The sequence below is a fragment of the Thermoanaerobacter thermocopriae JCM 7501 genome (assembly GCF_001310975.1).
Lineage (GTDB): Bacteria > Bacillota > Thermoanaerobacteria > Thermoanaerobacterales > Thermoanaerobacteraceae > Thermoanaerobacter > Thermoanaerobacter thermocopriae.
Window position 1 is genome coordinate 110,310 of sequence record NZ_BAZY01000005.1, and the last position, 13,851, is coordinate 124,160.

Below are 13,851 nucleotides of genomic sequence, written 5' to 3' on the forward strand. Positions count from 1 at the left end.
AACCCTTTTATGGGTTTTTATTTTTACCACCATAAATAAAAAAGGCTAGGTGGTCAAATGAAAATTAGAGAAATTACAGAAGAATTAGAATATCAACTGCTTTCTCCTTATGCGACAAAAAGCCGTGAAACTCGCGGCAGGGATAGAGAAGAGGAAAAATGCGATGTAAGGACAGAATTTCAAAGAGATAGGGATAGGATTATTCACAGCAAAGCTTTTAGAAGATTGAGCCACAAAACACAGGTCTTCATTTCTCCAGAAGGTGACCATTATAGGACAAGGCTTACTCATACATTAGAAGTAGCTCAGATTGCAAGAACCATTGCAAGAGCTTTGAGGTTAAATGAAGATTTGACAGAAGCTATTGCTTTAGGTCATGATTTAGGACATACTCCTTTTGGTCATTCTGGTGAAGAGGTTTTAAATAGACTTTTAAAAGGTGGTTTTAGGCATAATGAACAAAGTATTAGAGTAATTGAGATTTTAGAAAAAAATGGGAATGGACTTAATTTAACTTGGGAGGTCAAAGATGGCATTTATAACCACTCTACTTCAGGGAAACCTCAGACATTAGAGGGACAAGTAGTGCAAATTTCCGATAAGATAGCTTATATTAACCATGATATTGATGATGCAATACGAGGAAAAGTTTTAAACCCCAAAGATTTACCTAAAGATTTAATAGCAATTTTAGGGGATGAGCATAGTAAAAGAATAGATACAATGGTAAAAGATGTTATAAACAATAGTTTAGGAAAGCCAAAAGTTTCAATGAGCAAAGAAATTTATGAGGCTACGTATAGCTTGAGAGATTTTTTGTTCAAAAAGGTCTATATTGGGTCAAGAGCCAAAAAAGATGAGGAAAAAGCTAAACGAATAGTAGAACAATTGTTTTATTATTTTTATGATAATATTGACAAGATGCCTGAAGAATTTATAAAACTTGTTGAACTCTATGGAAGAGAAAGAGCTGTTGCTGATTATATTGCTGGCATGACAGACAAATATGCTCTTTTAAAATACAAAGAGATTTTTTTGCCTAGTTCTTGGGTTGAGTAAAATTTTTTAGTTTTAACAAAAATTTAATACAACTAAAGGAGGATTTTTAAATCTTTTGTCGAATATATATTGGTCGTTGGTGACAAGTTAGTTTAGACAAAAGAGGATTTTAACAATTTTTGTCGAATAGAATAACTAGGTGGTATTGATGGCTTATTCAAGAGAAATGATTGAAAGAGTGATAGAAGCAAATGACATAATAGATGTTATTTCAGAGTATGTAGAATTAAAAAAAGCGGGAAAAGAATTTAAAGGTCTGTGCCCTTTTCATAGGGAAAAAACACCATCTTTTATGGTCAGTCAAGAAAAACAGGTTTATCACTGTTTTGGATGTAATGCCAGTGGAAATGTCGTTACTTTTATAATGGATATTGAAAATTTGACTTTTAAAGAAGCAATTGAATTTTTAGCGGACAGAGTAGGAATAACTCTTGAAGAGGTCGAGTTGACAGAAAAGGAGTATCAAAAAAAGAAACTTATTGGGGAAATATGCAAAGTAAATAAATTAGCAGCTGTGTATTTTTACAATAAGCTTTTTTCTGAAGAAGGCAGACAAGCTTTAGCTTATATAAGAAAAAGAGGTTTAACAGAAGCTACGATAAAGAAATTTGGAATAGGTTATTCGCCACCTGAGGGAAATGGTCTTTTAAATTTTTTAAAGGAAAAAGGTTACACAGAAAATTTTTTATTAAAGGCGGGACTTTTGTCACAAAAAAATAACCGCTATTACGACAGATTTAGAAATAGAGTAATGTTTCCTATTATAGATTTAAAGGGAAATGTTATAGGTTTTGGAGGCCGAGCAATTGATGATAGTTTGCCTAAATATTTAAACACACCTGAGACGGAAGTTTTTAAAAAAGGCAAAACCCTATTTGCAATAAAATTTTGCTAAAAAAAACTCAACAAGATAAATTTATAATTGTAGAAGGGTATATGGATGCTATTTCTTTACATCAGGCCGGAATAGATTGTGCTGTGGCTTCTTTAGGAACTGCTTTGACAGAGGACCAAGCAAAACTTATAAAAAGATATAAAAGAAATGTTATAATTGCCTACGATGCAGATGAAGCTGGTGTTAGTGCTGCCATAAGGGGACTTGACATTCTCGATGAATTGAATTTAAATATAAAAGTATTGACTATACCTGAGGGGAAAGACCCTGATGAGTTTATAAAAAAGGAAGGAGTAGAAGCATTTAATCAATTAATAGAAAATGCCGAGAGTTTAATTGAGTTTAAAGCAAAAGTATACAGAAAAAATCTTGATCTTGATAATCCTCAAGATAGAATAGTATATGTTAAAAAAATTGCAAAAGATATTGCAAACCTTTCTGATGAAGTGAAAAGAGAAGTTTATATTTCTTCCGTAGCTAAAGTTGCCCAAATACCTGAAAATGCAGTGAGAACAGAGGTTAGTCGTTTTGTCAATAGGAAAATTAGAAAAAATCAAAAAAATATGTATATGGCTGGTAATATAAGGCATAATATATACAGTAGTAATAAAATATCGCCTGAAAAATACTTAATTGCATTGATACTGTATGATAATGATCTTTACAAAAGGATAAAAGAGACAATTACTCCTGATATGTTGGAGAATGTTAAGTTAAGGCCAGTTTTTGAAGAAATAATGTCAAGGCTGGAAGTTGGAGAAAAAGTTCAAATAAACGACATTGTATATTTATTACAAGATGAAGATCTCATATCTGAGTTTAACGATATTATTAAAGCTTTTTACGAGAGTGAAAATATTACTGAACAAGCTGCAGATGATATTATAAACAAGATTCTCATTAATAGTTTGGCAGTTAAAAGAGAAAACATCAAAAAAGCTATAAATGAGGCTCATATGTTGGGGGATATAGAAAAAGAGAGACAGCTTTTAATAGAATTACAAAATTGTGAAAAGGAGATGCTAAAGATAAAAAATGGCCAAAAAGAAAGAAACCCATAGGGAGGGGAAACCTATGAACAACGAAGAATTGTCTAAAGATGCCATTACAGAACTTATAAATAAAGGCAAAAAAACTGGGATGCTCACCTACAATGAGATAATGGATTCCTTAGAGGATATTGATTTAAATCCTGACCAAATTGAGAAAGTTTATGATGCTTTTGAAGACATGGGAATTGAAATTGTTGGTGAGGAACCCCGTCAAGAAGAAATAAATGAAGAAGATTTAGATTTAGATCTTTCTCTTCCTGAAGGAATTAGTATAGATGATCCTGTTAGAATGTATTTAAAAGAGATAGGAAAGATTCCTCTTTTAACTCCTGAGGAAGAGATTGAATTAGCAAAAAGAATTGAACAAGGGGACGAAGAAGCTAAAAAAAGACTTATAGAAGCCAATTTAAGATTGGTTGTAAGTATAGCAAAAAGATATGTAGGTAGAGGAATGCTTTTTTTAGACCTGATACAAGAAGGGAATTTAGGATTACTTAAAGCTGTTGAAAAGTTTGACTATAGAAAAGGCTACAAATTCAGTACTTATGCTACGTGGTGGATAAGGCAGGCTATTACAAGAGCTATTGCAGACCAAGCGAGAACTATAAGAATTCCTGTGCACATGGTAGAAACTATCAACAAATTGATAAGAGTCCAAAGACAATTGCTGCAGGAATTAGGTCGCGAACCTACGCCTGAAGAGTTAGCTAAAGAGATGGGAATGCCAGAAGAAAAAGTAAGAGAGATAATGAAAATAGCTCAAGAGCCTGTATCTTTGGAAACTCCTATAGGTGAAGAAGAAGACAGCCATTTGGGGGATTTTATACCCGATGAAGATGCCCCAGCTCCAGCAGAGGCTGCTGCATTTACAATGCTAAAAGAGCAATTAATGGATGTTCTTGACACTTTAACTCCAAGGGAAGAGAAAGTACTAAGACTGAGATTTGGACTTGATGACGGTCGAGCAAGGACTTTAGAGGAAGTAGGAAAAGAATTTAATGTAACAAGAGAACGCATAAGGCAAATTGAAGCAAAAGCTTTGAGAAAGTTGAGACATCCCAGCAGGAGTAAAAAATTAAAAGATTTTCTTGATTAAATGAGCTTCTTGACAATAGGGCAAAAATCGGTATAATTATTATTGTATTCCTCAGTAGCTCAAGGGTAGAGCAACCGGCTGTTAACCGGTAGGTTGTAGGTTCGAATCCTACCTGAGGAGCCACTTTTTGGGCCTTTAGCTCAGCTGGCAGAGCGGTCGGCTCATAACCGATTGGTCCGGGGTTCGAATCCCTGAAGGCCCACCATTTTGAAAAAAGCATTTAGCTTTAAATGCTTTTTTATTTTTATACTTTTTAGGAGGATTACATGAAATTTACTCAACGATTAAAAAAAATTGCTGAATATATTCCTAAGGATTCAAAAGTAGCAGATATAGGCACTGATCATGGTTTTATTCCTGTTTACCTTATTGAAAACAAAATAGCTACCTATGTGGTGGCATCAGATCTAAATGAAGCCTCATTGAATAAAGCTGTAAAAGAAGTTGAGAAAAGAAATTTGCAATCTTTGATAGACACGAGGTTAGGTGATGGTCTTCATGTTTTGTTGCCAGGGGAAGTAGACGTGGTTGTCATTGCAGGTATGGGAGGAATTTTAATTACAAAAATATTAGAAGAAGGAAAAGATATTGCAAAAACTATTAAAAAATTTTTACTTCAACCAATGAGAGATTCGGCATATTTGAGGGAATACTTAATAGAAAATGGATATAAAATTTGTGATGAGGAATTAGTTAAGGAAAAGCAAAGATATTATGAAATAATAGTAGCAGAACATGGTAGACAAAAAGTCAAAAATGACATATATTATGAAATAGGAGAAAAACTTATACAAAAAAAACATCCTCTGTTAAAAGAATTCTTACAGTATAAAATTGACAAAATGAAACAAATTATAGATAAACTTCCTAAGTGCAATAAAAAGCGTAAGCAATTAGAGGAAAAAGTAAAGAAATTCGAGGTGTTAATAAATGGCTTGAAATGCCAAGTGATAGCTTCCATAATGGATAAGCTTGCAGCGCGTAAATTTGCAGAAGAATGGGATAACGTAGGATTATTGGTAGGAGATGGCTCTAAAGAGGTTTCCAAAATTTTGGTAGCTTTAGATGCTACTTTTGAAGTAGTTAAGGAAGCAGTTAATAAAAAAGTAGATATGATTGTAACTCATCATCCGTTAATTTTTAAGCCAATAAAAAATATTAGACTGATAATCCAGTAGGCTCATTGCTAATACAACTTATTAAAAATGATATTTCCCTTTACGCGGCCCACACCTCTTTTGACATAGCTCCAAATGGTATGAATGATATTTTGTGCAATGTCTTAGGAATATACGATAGGGAAGTTTTGGATGTCACTTATTCCGAAGGATATAAAAAGATTGTAGTTTATGTGCCACAAGGATATGAAGAAGTAGTAAGAAATGCTATGTGCAGTGCAGGTGCTGGCTTTATTGGGAATTACAGCGATTCTACTTTCCAAAGTCGAGGCATTGGAACTTATAGACCTTTAGAAGGAACAAACCCGTTTATTGGTGAAATAGGAAAATTAGAAAAGACAGAAGAAGTAAAGATAGAAACTATAGTACCTCAGAAATATTTAGAAAAAGTAGTTACTGCAATGCTGAATGTCCACCCCTATGAAGAGGTTGCTTATGATATTTATCCTTTGGAAAATATTAAAGAGGAATATGGACTGGGAAGAATTGGAACTATTTCGGAGATTACGTTGCAAGAGTTAGTTTTGCAAGTAAAAACGAAACTTAAAATTAATAACTTGAGAGTAGTAGGTGATCTAAATAAAAAGATTAAAAAAGTAGCCGTATGTGGTGGAAGCGGTGCAAGTCTTATTCACAAGGCTGCTTTGAGAGGAGCAGATGTGTTAATAACAGCAGATATAGGCTATCACGATGCTGTAGAGGCCCAACACCTCGGATTATCTTTGATTGATGCGGGACATTTTGCAACAGAGAATATTGCAGTAAGATTTATCGCCGAATATATAGTTGACGAAACTCAAAGACAGGGGTATGAAATAGAAGTATTAGTGAGTGAGGTTCAAAAAGATCCTTTTGTGTATGTATAATTGTATTGACAAAACTGAGTATATATGATAACCTATATTAGGTTGATATAAGAAAAATATATAAAAATAATGCATGTGAGTAAGTCGGATGGCCGCGTGCGATTTGCGCACGAGGAAAGTCCGAGCTCCACAGGGCAGGGTGCCGGGTAATACCCGGTGGAGGCGACTCCAAGGAAAGTGCAACAGAAATATACCGCCTGGCACTCAACTTGTGAAGTGCCGGGTAAGGGTGGAAAGGTGAGGTAAGAGCTCACCAGGGACCAGGCGACTGGTCTGCTCTGCAAACCCCACCCGGAGCAAGGCGAATAGGAGGGAGTAGGTGGCCCGCCGTTTCCCTCGGGTTATGCCGCTGGAGGTGTCAGGCAACTGGCACCCTAGATAGATGGCCATCCTCGACAGAACTCGGCTTATAGACTTGCTCACATGCTGAAAAGTCCTGCTTTCCGCGGGTCTTATTTTTTATTTGTCACTATTTTGCCAGCTTAAAATTTGTTTGATCTATAAATTTTTGTTTGATTAAAAAACTCTTTTTTGCTAATATTATATATGACATAATTATTATAAAAGGAGAGATTTAGATGAGCGTACATATTGGTGCTAAAGAAAACGAAATTGCTCAAACAGTGTTATTGCCAGGAGATCCTTTAAGGGCTAAATACATAGCGGAAAATTTCCTTGAAGAGGCGAAATGTTACAATGAAGTCAGAGGGATGTATGGTTTTACAGGATATTATAAAGGGAAAAGAGTGTCAGTTCAAGGAACAGGGATGGGAGTACCTTCTTTGTCTATTTATGTAAATGAACTTATAACCAGTTATAACGTGAAAAATCTTATAAGAATAGGTACATGTGGTTCTCTGCAACCAGATATCAAGATTAGAGATATAGTAATTGCTATGAGTTCGTCTACGGACTCTGCAATAAATAAAATTAGGTTTAATGGTATGGATTATGCTCCTACAGCAAGTTTTAAGTTATTAAAAAAAGCTTATGATAAAGCGATAGAATTAGGAATACAACCTAAAGTAGGGAATATTCTTACAACAGATACTTTTTATCATGATGACCCAGACAGCTGGAAACTATGGGCGAGGTTTGGTGTTTTGGCAGTAGAGATGGAAACTGCAGGACTATATACTTTGGCTGCTAAGTACAATGTAGATGCTCTTACAATATTGACAGTGAGCGATAGCTTGGTTACTGGAGAAGCGACGACAGCAGAAGAGAGGCAAAAGACTTTTATGGACATGGTAAAGATTGCATTAGAAATAGCTGAATAATTTTTAAAAGAGGATAACCTTGTTTATCCTCTTTTAAAATAATTAAAAAAGGAGCTGATAGTTGATGAAACCTTTAAAATTTAAGCCTATTTTTATGGAAAGAATATGGGGAGGTACTGCATTAAGAGATAAATTTGGATTTGATATTCCCGAGGGTAAAAAAATTGGAGAATTGTGGACAATATCTGATAATAGAACGGCTGTCAGTGTAATTGAGAGTGGAGAATTTAATGGCCAAAAACTAAGTGATATAGCTTACAAATTTTCTGAAGATATATATGGCAAAGGGGTAAATTATCGAAGATTTCCTTTACTCATCAAAATAATCGATGCGCAAGACAAACTTTCTGTCCAAGTTCATCCAGATGATGAATATGCTTTTAAATATGAAAATGGCGATTCTGGAAAAACCGAGATGTGGTATATAATAGATGCAAAACCAGGAGCTAAACTTGTATGTGGCTTAAAAGAAGGAACTACAAAAGAAGAATTTAAAAGGCTATTAGAGGAAGAAAGATTAGAAGAGTGTTTAAAAGAAATAGAAATAAAACCAGGAGATGTGGTTTACATACCTTCAGGGATGGTGCATGCTATAGGTGAAGGTATACTTATTTGTGAAATTCAACAAAATTCAGACCTTACCTATAGAGTGTATGATTACAATAGAGTAGATGAATTTGGAAGAAAAAGAGAGTTACATATAGAAAAAGCATTAGATGTTATAGATTTTAATTTAAAAACAGATAAAATAATACCTGAATTTGAAGAAATACAAGGCGGACGCATATCTCATGTTGTTAAATCCCCATATTTTCAGGTAAGTATAATTGAGATAAATGAAGAGGTAAAAATAGATACAGAAGGAAAATTTAACACTTTAACAGCTGTAGAAGGATATTGTAGAATTGCCTATACTGAAGGCACCACTGATTTAAAAGCAGGAGAGACTGTGTTAATACCTGCTTCTATTACGAGTTACACAATGGAAGGAAATTGCAAGGTCCTCAAAGCTTATATATAGAAAGCGTAAATATTGACAACCTTTTATTAAAATTGTATAATAAAAAAGCAAGAAGTGGGGTTATAGCTCAGCTGGTCAGAGCGCTACGTTGACATCGTAGAGGCCACAGGTTCGAATCCTGTTAACCCCACCATTTTTTATATAGGTTGTATGTGGATATAGCTCAGTAGGGAGAGCACATATTTCGCATGCATGAGGTCAGGGGTTCGAATCCCCTTATCTCTGCCAAACCGAAGGAAAATATTTTTATCCATAGATTTATTTTTTTATCACAAGATATAACCGAATCATGCAAATGAGGAGGTTATATCTTTATATTGTATATGGGTAAAATTTGGATTAATGATTGTTATGAGGATAACCAAGTTTTACATGAAATATGCGTATGGCGAATTGCTGTTTAAACAATACTTTTTTGAATGCTATGGGCTTGAAAAGGGGAAAGTAAAGAGAAAAATATTGAAAACATTTTATCAAAAATATATAATAGTAACATGATACCAAATTATTGGAGGGATTTTTATGGATTTAAATTCTACATAGATGATATGAGAGATGACATTATAAAATCTGTTCAAGAATTGGTCAGGATAAAAAGCGTACAAGATGAACCGAAACCAGGAATGCCCTATGGAGAAGGTGTTGCCAAAGCGTTAGATAAAGCTTTAGAGATTGCGCAAAGTTTGGGCTTTAAAACTAAAAATGTAGATGGCTATGTAGGGTATGCAGAATACGGCGAAGGAGAAGAAATGATAGGAGTTTTGGGACATTTAGATGTAGTTCCAGAAGGTGATGGGTGGACTTATCATCGTATGGTGCCGAAATCCATGAGGGAAAGATATATGGAAGAGGTACTGTAGATGATAAAGGCCCAATAATTGCGGCTTTATATGGCTTAAAAGCTATAAAAGATGCAGGATTGAAGCTTTCGAAGAGAGTAAGGATTTTATTTGGTACAAATGAAGAGAATGGTTCTCACGAAATTCCTTATTATTTAAAACACGATGAAGCGCCTACAATGGGCTTTACTCCAGATGCCCAATATCCAATTATATATGCAGAAAAAGGTATAACAATGTTTGATGTAGTAAAAGAGTTTAATAAAAAGCCCAGTAATATAGTTATAGAATATATCAAAGGTGGAGAAAGGCCCAATGTAGTGCCAGGCTATTGTGAAGCTGGTCTAAAGGTAAAAGAAGCAGATAAGAAGAAAGAAATTCAAGATAAGTTAGAAGCTTTCGTAAAAGAGACTGGTTATAATTTGAAGGCTGAAGAAAAAGGGGAAATGCTTGTAATCAAATCAGTAGGGGTTTCAGCTCATGGCAGTCTTCCGCATTTAGGAAAAAATGCTATAATGCAGTTATTTCTCTTCCTTGACAGAATCGATTTAGAAGATAGCGATGTGAGAGATTTTATACGTTTCTTTGCTACAAATGTCGGGATGGAAACGGATGGAAAAACTTTTGGGATATACTTAAAAGATGAAACAGGAGAATTGACTTTTAACGTTGGCACTATTCAATTGGATGAAAGCAAAGGAGTGTTAGGTTTAAATATCAGATATCCTGTAAAATATAAATACGAGGATTGGATGAATATTTTCGAAGAGAAAATCAAATCTAATGGAATGAGAATAGAAGACATGCTCCATCAGCCACCTTTATATTTCCCACCAGACCATCCTTTGATAAAAACTCTGAGCAATGTTTACGAAGAACAGACGGGACAAAAGGCAGAGCTTTTAGCAATAGGTGGAGGAACTTACGCGAAAGAGATGCCTAACACAGTGGCATTTGGGCCTGTTTTCCCCGACAAACCAGAATTAGCCCATCAAGCAGATGAATATATAGAAATTGAAGATTTAATATTAAATGCAAAAATTTATGCTCACGCTATATATGAATTAGCAAAATAAAATCCCTCCTTGTGAGGGGTTTTATTTTAAACTAAAATATAATTTATTTTTTTCTAGCATAAATCCTATTTCTTCCCTAGGTAAAGATGTATTATTAGAATATACTGAGATGACACCAATATCGCGTAAAAACTCAGAAACAGTTTTTATAATTTGTTTTTCTAGTTCTTTTCTGTCAATTTCTTTTTCAAAAGACACAGAAAGTTCATTAATTATAATTCTATTTACTGGCTCATCGGGGTCCTCAAAAATTACTGAGCAAAACGAAAGGAATGTGGTTTATAATGAAAAATTCTAACTATTAGTTATAAGTGCGATTATTACTTTATCAACGATATTTTTTGACAAATTTAAAGATTATTCAAACTTTAAACACGGATTAGGATTGCCTTTCAAATTTTTAGAGTATTACGATTATAATATACCAAATAATAATTTAGAATTACTTCTTTAAATAACATAACTAAAATAAGCTTTAGAGCTGATATATTTTTATTTTCTGTTTTAATTATATTTTTAATCTTAAAATATTCTATTAAACTATATTATAAAATTAATGTATTTGTCAAGTGAAAAATGGTTCTTGTCTGTGTCAAGATTTTGTGGTGAATTGTAATTTCAAATGAAAAAGCAATCTTGGGGAGGTTATTTTACTATGAAAATCGTACGTATTTTTTTAATTGCAACTTTGCTTTTATTAATGGTGAGTGGAACCGCAGTCGCGGTAGAAAAAATGATATAACGCCAGCAATCGCCAAAAAAGCGGCAATTTTTCATATTTTAAACGATATACAAACCGATACTAATTCAGAGTGGAAAGGAGGCAAGGTCACTCTTTCAAAAGCTCAGACCGTCTTTGACTTAAACAACGAGGTCAGGGGTTACTTGTTTAATATTCAAGTTAATGGCCAAGACGCGGGCTTCGTTTTTATTGGAAATTCTCTTGACGAATATCCTGTCCTAAGCTTCAGCTAGGAAGGAAAAGTGTTTGACGATATACAACGTAATAGCATAAGAAAGACAGTGAAAGGAGAAATTGTAGGAGAAAAAATGGTGAGTCTTGGTGCAGGGCGATTTGCTCTTCAATGCGAAATGAAGAACGGTAATAAGATCATTAAAGCCCCAAACGGTAGCAAACTTTTTATACATAAAGTTTCTAGGTACGAAAATGCCGATCAGCGCAAAAGAAGCGATAAAGAAATAGAAAAAGCAAGGTTGTTCTGGAAACATATTTTTATGAGTGTGGCTGAAATTGGTAATGACCACGACGGTGTGACAGACGTAGACCCTAGTAATTGGGAAACGGGTTATGATAGTATGAACAGAAATTATATTTCAAATGTACCGGATATAAACCAATGGCAATACGAAGAAGGACAATGGACCGGTTGTGCTCCTACTGCTGGTTCCAATGTTATGGCATATTGGGCCAATAAAGATAGCAATTACCAAAACTTAATGCCTACAACCCAGGAAGATGTAGTCATGGCTCTTAGGGAAACGATGGGAACAACGCAAACGTCTGACGGCGCAGGTAGTACGAAGATTTATAATATTGATGATGGTATGAGAGATTATGCGCATAATCAAGGCCTAACTAACGCCACCTCCAAAAATTTTGGAAACTGGTTTTTTGGCACTAGTGTATCCTATACTGATTTCAAAAATGAAATTGATGCCCAAAGACCAAATTTATTGTCCTTTATTGATCAAACTTATTATGGTGACCATACTGTAACTGGAGTTGGTTACAAGGAATACGTATATAACGGTTCATCAAACGGTCACCAGTATATGGTAATTCATGATAATTGGTCTACAACCACCAAAACAATTTATGTGGCTTATGGCAGGGATTACAACTACGTGGTAATGACACAGTTTATTCCCTCGTAGGCCCTTAAAAGAAAATGGCGGGCCAGAACCGGTCCTGTCGATGTGCGCCCGGGCATGGTGCTTTGTCCATAGTGTGAAAGTCCCGAGGGAGATAGATCAGGAAGAAGTGTGCATAATGACTTTCAAATTATGAAAGTTAACGACTTACCAGGAGCCGTGTACGTGGCCCGTACGCACGGTTCTGTGAGAGGGACAGCGCTAGACTGATCACCTAGCGCTGCCCTACTCAATACCCGGAGAAGGGGGTTAATCACCCCCGCTTACTCGATTTATCTCTTATTAGGAGTGTTGAACTCATGCCATTTGAGAATTTTCTTAAACCTGTACTTTTTTTACTTTTGATAATTACCATTATCGTCTTCATGTTTTTGCTAAAGAACAATGCTACAGTTGGTGAAAAAGTACCTTCGCTTCCCGAGGCCATAAAATTGGCGAAACGCTATACTCCTTTAATTTCTGTTGAAAATACTGATATCACCCTACCGGGTCCTCGTAAACGAGTTCTCTACGGCTTCGATAAGAATGGGAAGAAACTTGTGGTATGGGTACGAAACGGTAATGAGCCTCCAAACTTTGTATATCTTGAGCAGGGAATAACCGAAACCAAAGCCAGAGAAATTTTACAGGCACGAGGTGTGCCAAAGAGTGCCATCCGTTCGTTAGTTTTGGACTTCAGAGCAACATCTGAAAATGCTAAAGAAAGAGAAAAAATAACAGAAGTTTATTGGAGTGCTTATGTCACAAATGAAGAAAAGCATGAAGTTTACTTTATTGATTTTTACTCGGGGAAAATCCTGGAATCTAAAACAATCAAATAATATCTTGATTTTAGTGCCGGCGCCATGATCTTAAATTCTTATAGCTTTAACTCACTTTTTGAAGAAGAAGCCTACTATACTTGACTGTAGAGGCAGGTCGGGTCAGGAAGCCAAATAGTACTGTTTAACTCCAGATAATTGTCTGGAGTTAAACAGCTTTAGATAAGGAGGAAATTATCTCATGAATTGGAGTTATTTCGCGCTTTTTGGAGGAGTAAGCCTAATTTTAGCAACTAACTATTTTCATGAGGGACGAATTCCCAGAAAGCTTACTAAATTGTTATTATTACACCTTTTACGACATTTGTTCATGGGTTTGTCTTTCTCACCATACTTGAATAAGTTAAAGTCAAAGTGGCTGTACTTATTCGCCCCTCAAGAAGTCAAGTCAGCTACTTATTTGTTTCGAGCATAGTGTAAAATTATCGTAGGATTTTTTGAGTAAAAAAAACAAGAGACAACCCCTGTGATAAAATAGATTATGGAAAACAAAACAACACAGAAAGGGGTGTCTCTTGTGAAAAAAAATATCTTTGAGGATATTATACTACAAAATGCTCTAAATTTCACTAGAGAAGTGATAGAAATTTTTAGCGATTTATTAAACGAAGGAATGGATATCAAGACTTGTAGCAAAAATAAAGGGAATCACGGACAAACTAGGTAGACAGGCAATAGAAGCAATTATTGAAGAGTTAGATAAGATAATAAAAGAAGACAAGAGAAGGAAAGAAAAATGGGTAGTAGAGAGGAAAGATAAAAAGAGATTAACCTA

General features: G+C 34.9%; 6 protein-coding genes, 4 tRNA genes, 1 other RNA gene and 5 pseudogenes. All 16 read left to right on the plus strand.

Annotated features, from left to right (window positions below; genetic code table 11):
- Nucleotides 1-57 precede the first annotated feature (57 nt).
- Complete coding sequence (locus JCM7501_RS03625) at nucleotides 58-1,059, plus strand: deoxyguanosinetriphosphate triphosphohydrolase (protein ID WP_013150540.1); 1,002 nt, start codon at nucleotides 58-60, stop codon at nucleotides 1,057-1,059.
- A 148-nt stretch (nucleotides 1,060-1,207) separates the two neighbouring features.
- Nucleotides 1,208-3,015: pseudogene (dnaG, locus tag JCM7501_RS15785) on the plus strand (DNA primase).
- A 13-nt stretch (nucleotides 3,016-3,028) separates the two neighbouring features.
- The gene (gene rpoD / locus JCM7501_RS03635; RefSeq protein WP_013150538.1) at nucleotides 3,029-4,102 is read left to right on the plus strand and encodes an RNA polymerase sigma factor RpoD; all 1,074 of its coding nucleotides are present in this window, start codon (nucleotides 3,029-3,031) and stop codon (nucleotides 4,100-4,102) included.
- Nucleotides 4,103-4,150: 48 nt separating this feature from the next.
- Nucleotides 4,151-4,225: transfer RNA gene (locus tag JCM7501_RS03640), tRNA-Asn, on the plus strand.
- 6 nt (nucleotides 4,226-4,231) lie between these two features.
- Nucleotides 4,232-4,307: transfer RNA gene (locus JCM7501_RS03645), tRNA-Ile, on the plus strand.
- A gap of 61 nt (nucleotides 4,308-4,368) precedes the next feature.
- Nucleotides 4,369-5,072 (plus strand): annotated as a pseudogene (locus JCM7501_RS03650) (tRNA (adenine(22)-N(1))-methyltransferase).
- A pseudogene (locus JCM7501_RS03655) lies at nucleotides 5,065-6,146 on the plus strand (Nif3-like dinuclear metal center hexameric protein). The pseudogenes JCM7501_RS03650 and JCM7501_RS03655 overlap by 8 nt, the downstream one beginning before the upstream one ends.
- 76 nt (nucleotides 6,147-6,222) lie before the next feature.
- Nucleotides 6,223-6,572: RNase P RNA component class A (gene rnpB, locus JCM7501_RS03715), an RNA gene on the plus strand.
- A gap of 152 nt (nucleotides 6,573-6,724) precedes the next feature.
- Nucleotides 6,725-7,426: a purine-nucleoside phosphorylase gene (deoD, locus tag JCM7501_RS03660; protein WP_028992669.1), complete on the plus strand. Its 702-nt coding sequence runs from the start codon at nucleotides 6,725-6,727 to the stop codon at nucleotides 7,424-7,426.
- A 64-nt stretch (nucleotides 7,427-7,490) separates the two neighbouring features.
- On the plus strand, nucleotides 7,491-8,447 hold the full coding sequence (manA, locus tag JCM7501_RS03665; protein ID WP_013150534.1) for a mannose-6-phosphate isomerase, class I: 957 nt from the start codon (nucleotides 7,491-7,493) through the stop codon (nucleotides 8,445-8,447).
- A 56-nt stretch (nucleotides 8,448-8,503) separates the two neighbouring features.
- Nucleotides 8,504-8,580: transfer RNA gene (locus JCM7501_RS03670), tRNA-Val, on the plus strand.
- A gap of 19 nt (nucleotides 8,581-8,599) precedes the next feature.
- Nucleotides 8,600-8,675 (plus strand) — tRNA-Ala (locus tag JCM7501_RS03675).
- 294 nt (nucleotides 8,676-8,969) lie between these two features.
- Nucleotides 8,970-10,362: pseudogene (pepV, locus tag JCM7501_RS03680) on the plus strand (dipeptidase PepV).
- Between the two features lie 984 nt (nucleotides 10,363-11,346).
- Nucleotides 11,347-12,258, plus strand: a complete 912-nt coding sequence (locus JCM7501_RS03695; protein ID WP_028992673.1) for a C39 family peptidase — start codon at nucleotides 11,347-11,349, stop codon at nucleotides 12,256-12,258.
- A gap of 296 nt (nucleotides 12,259-12,554) precedes the next feature.
- A complete protein-coding gene (locus JCM7501_RS03700; RefSeq protein ID WP_028992674.1) occupies nucleotides 12,555-13,076 on the plus strand; it encodes a hypothetical protein in 522 nt (173 codons plus the stop codon).
- 517 nt (nucleotides 13,077-13,593) lie between these two features.
- A pseudogene (locus tag JCM7501_RS12535) lies at nucleotides 13,594-13,851 on the plus strand (UPF0236 family transposase-like protein); the annotation flags it as partial.

Coding starts and splice junctions, on each gene's coding strand:
- JCM7501_RS03625 (WP_013150540.1), top strand. CDS start 58: ATGAAAATTAGAGAAATTACAGAAGAATTAGAATATCAACTGCTTTCT.
- rpoD (WP_013150538.1), top strand. CDS start 3,029: ATGAACAACGAAGAATTGTCTAAAGATGCCATTACAGAACTTATAAAT.
- deoD (WP_028992669.1), top strand. CDS start 6,725: ATGAGCGTACATATTGGTGCTAAAGAAAACGAAATTGCTCAAACAGTG.
- manA (WP_013150534.1), top strand. CDS start 7,491: ATGAAACCTTTAAAATTTAAGCCTATTTTTATGGAAAGAATATGGGGA.
- JCM7501_RS03700 (WP_028992674.1), top strand. CDS start 12,555: ATGCCATTTGAGAATTTTCTTAAACCTGTACTTTTTTTACTTTTGATA.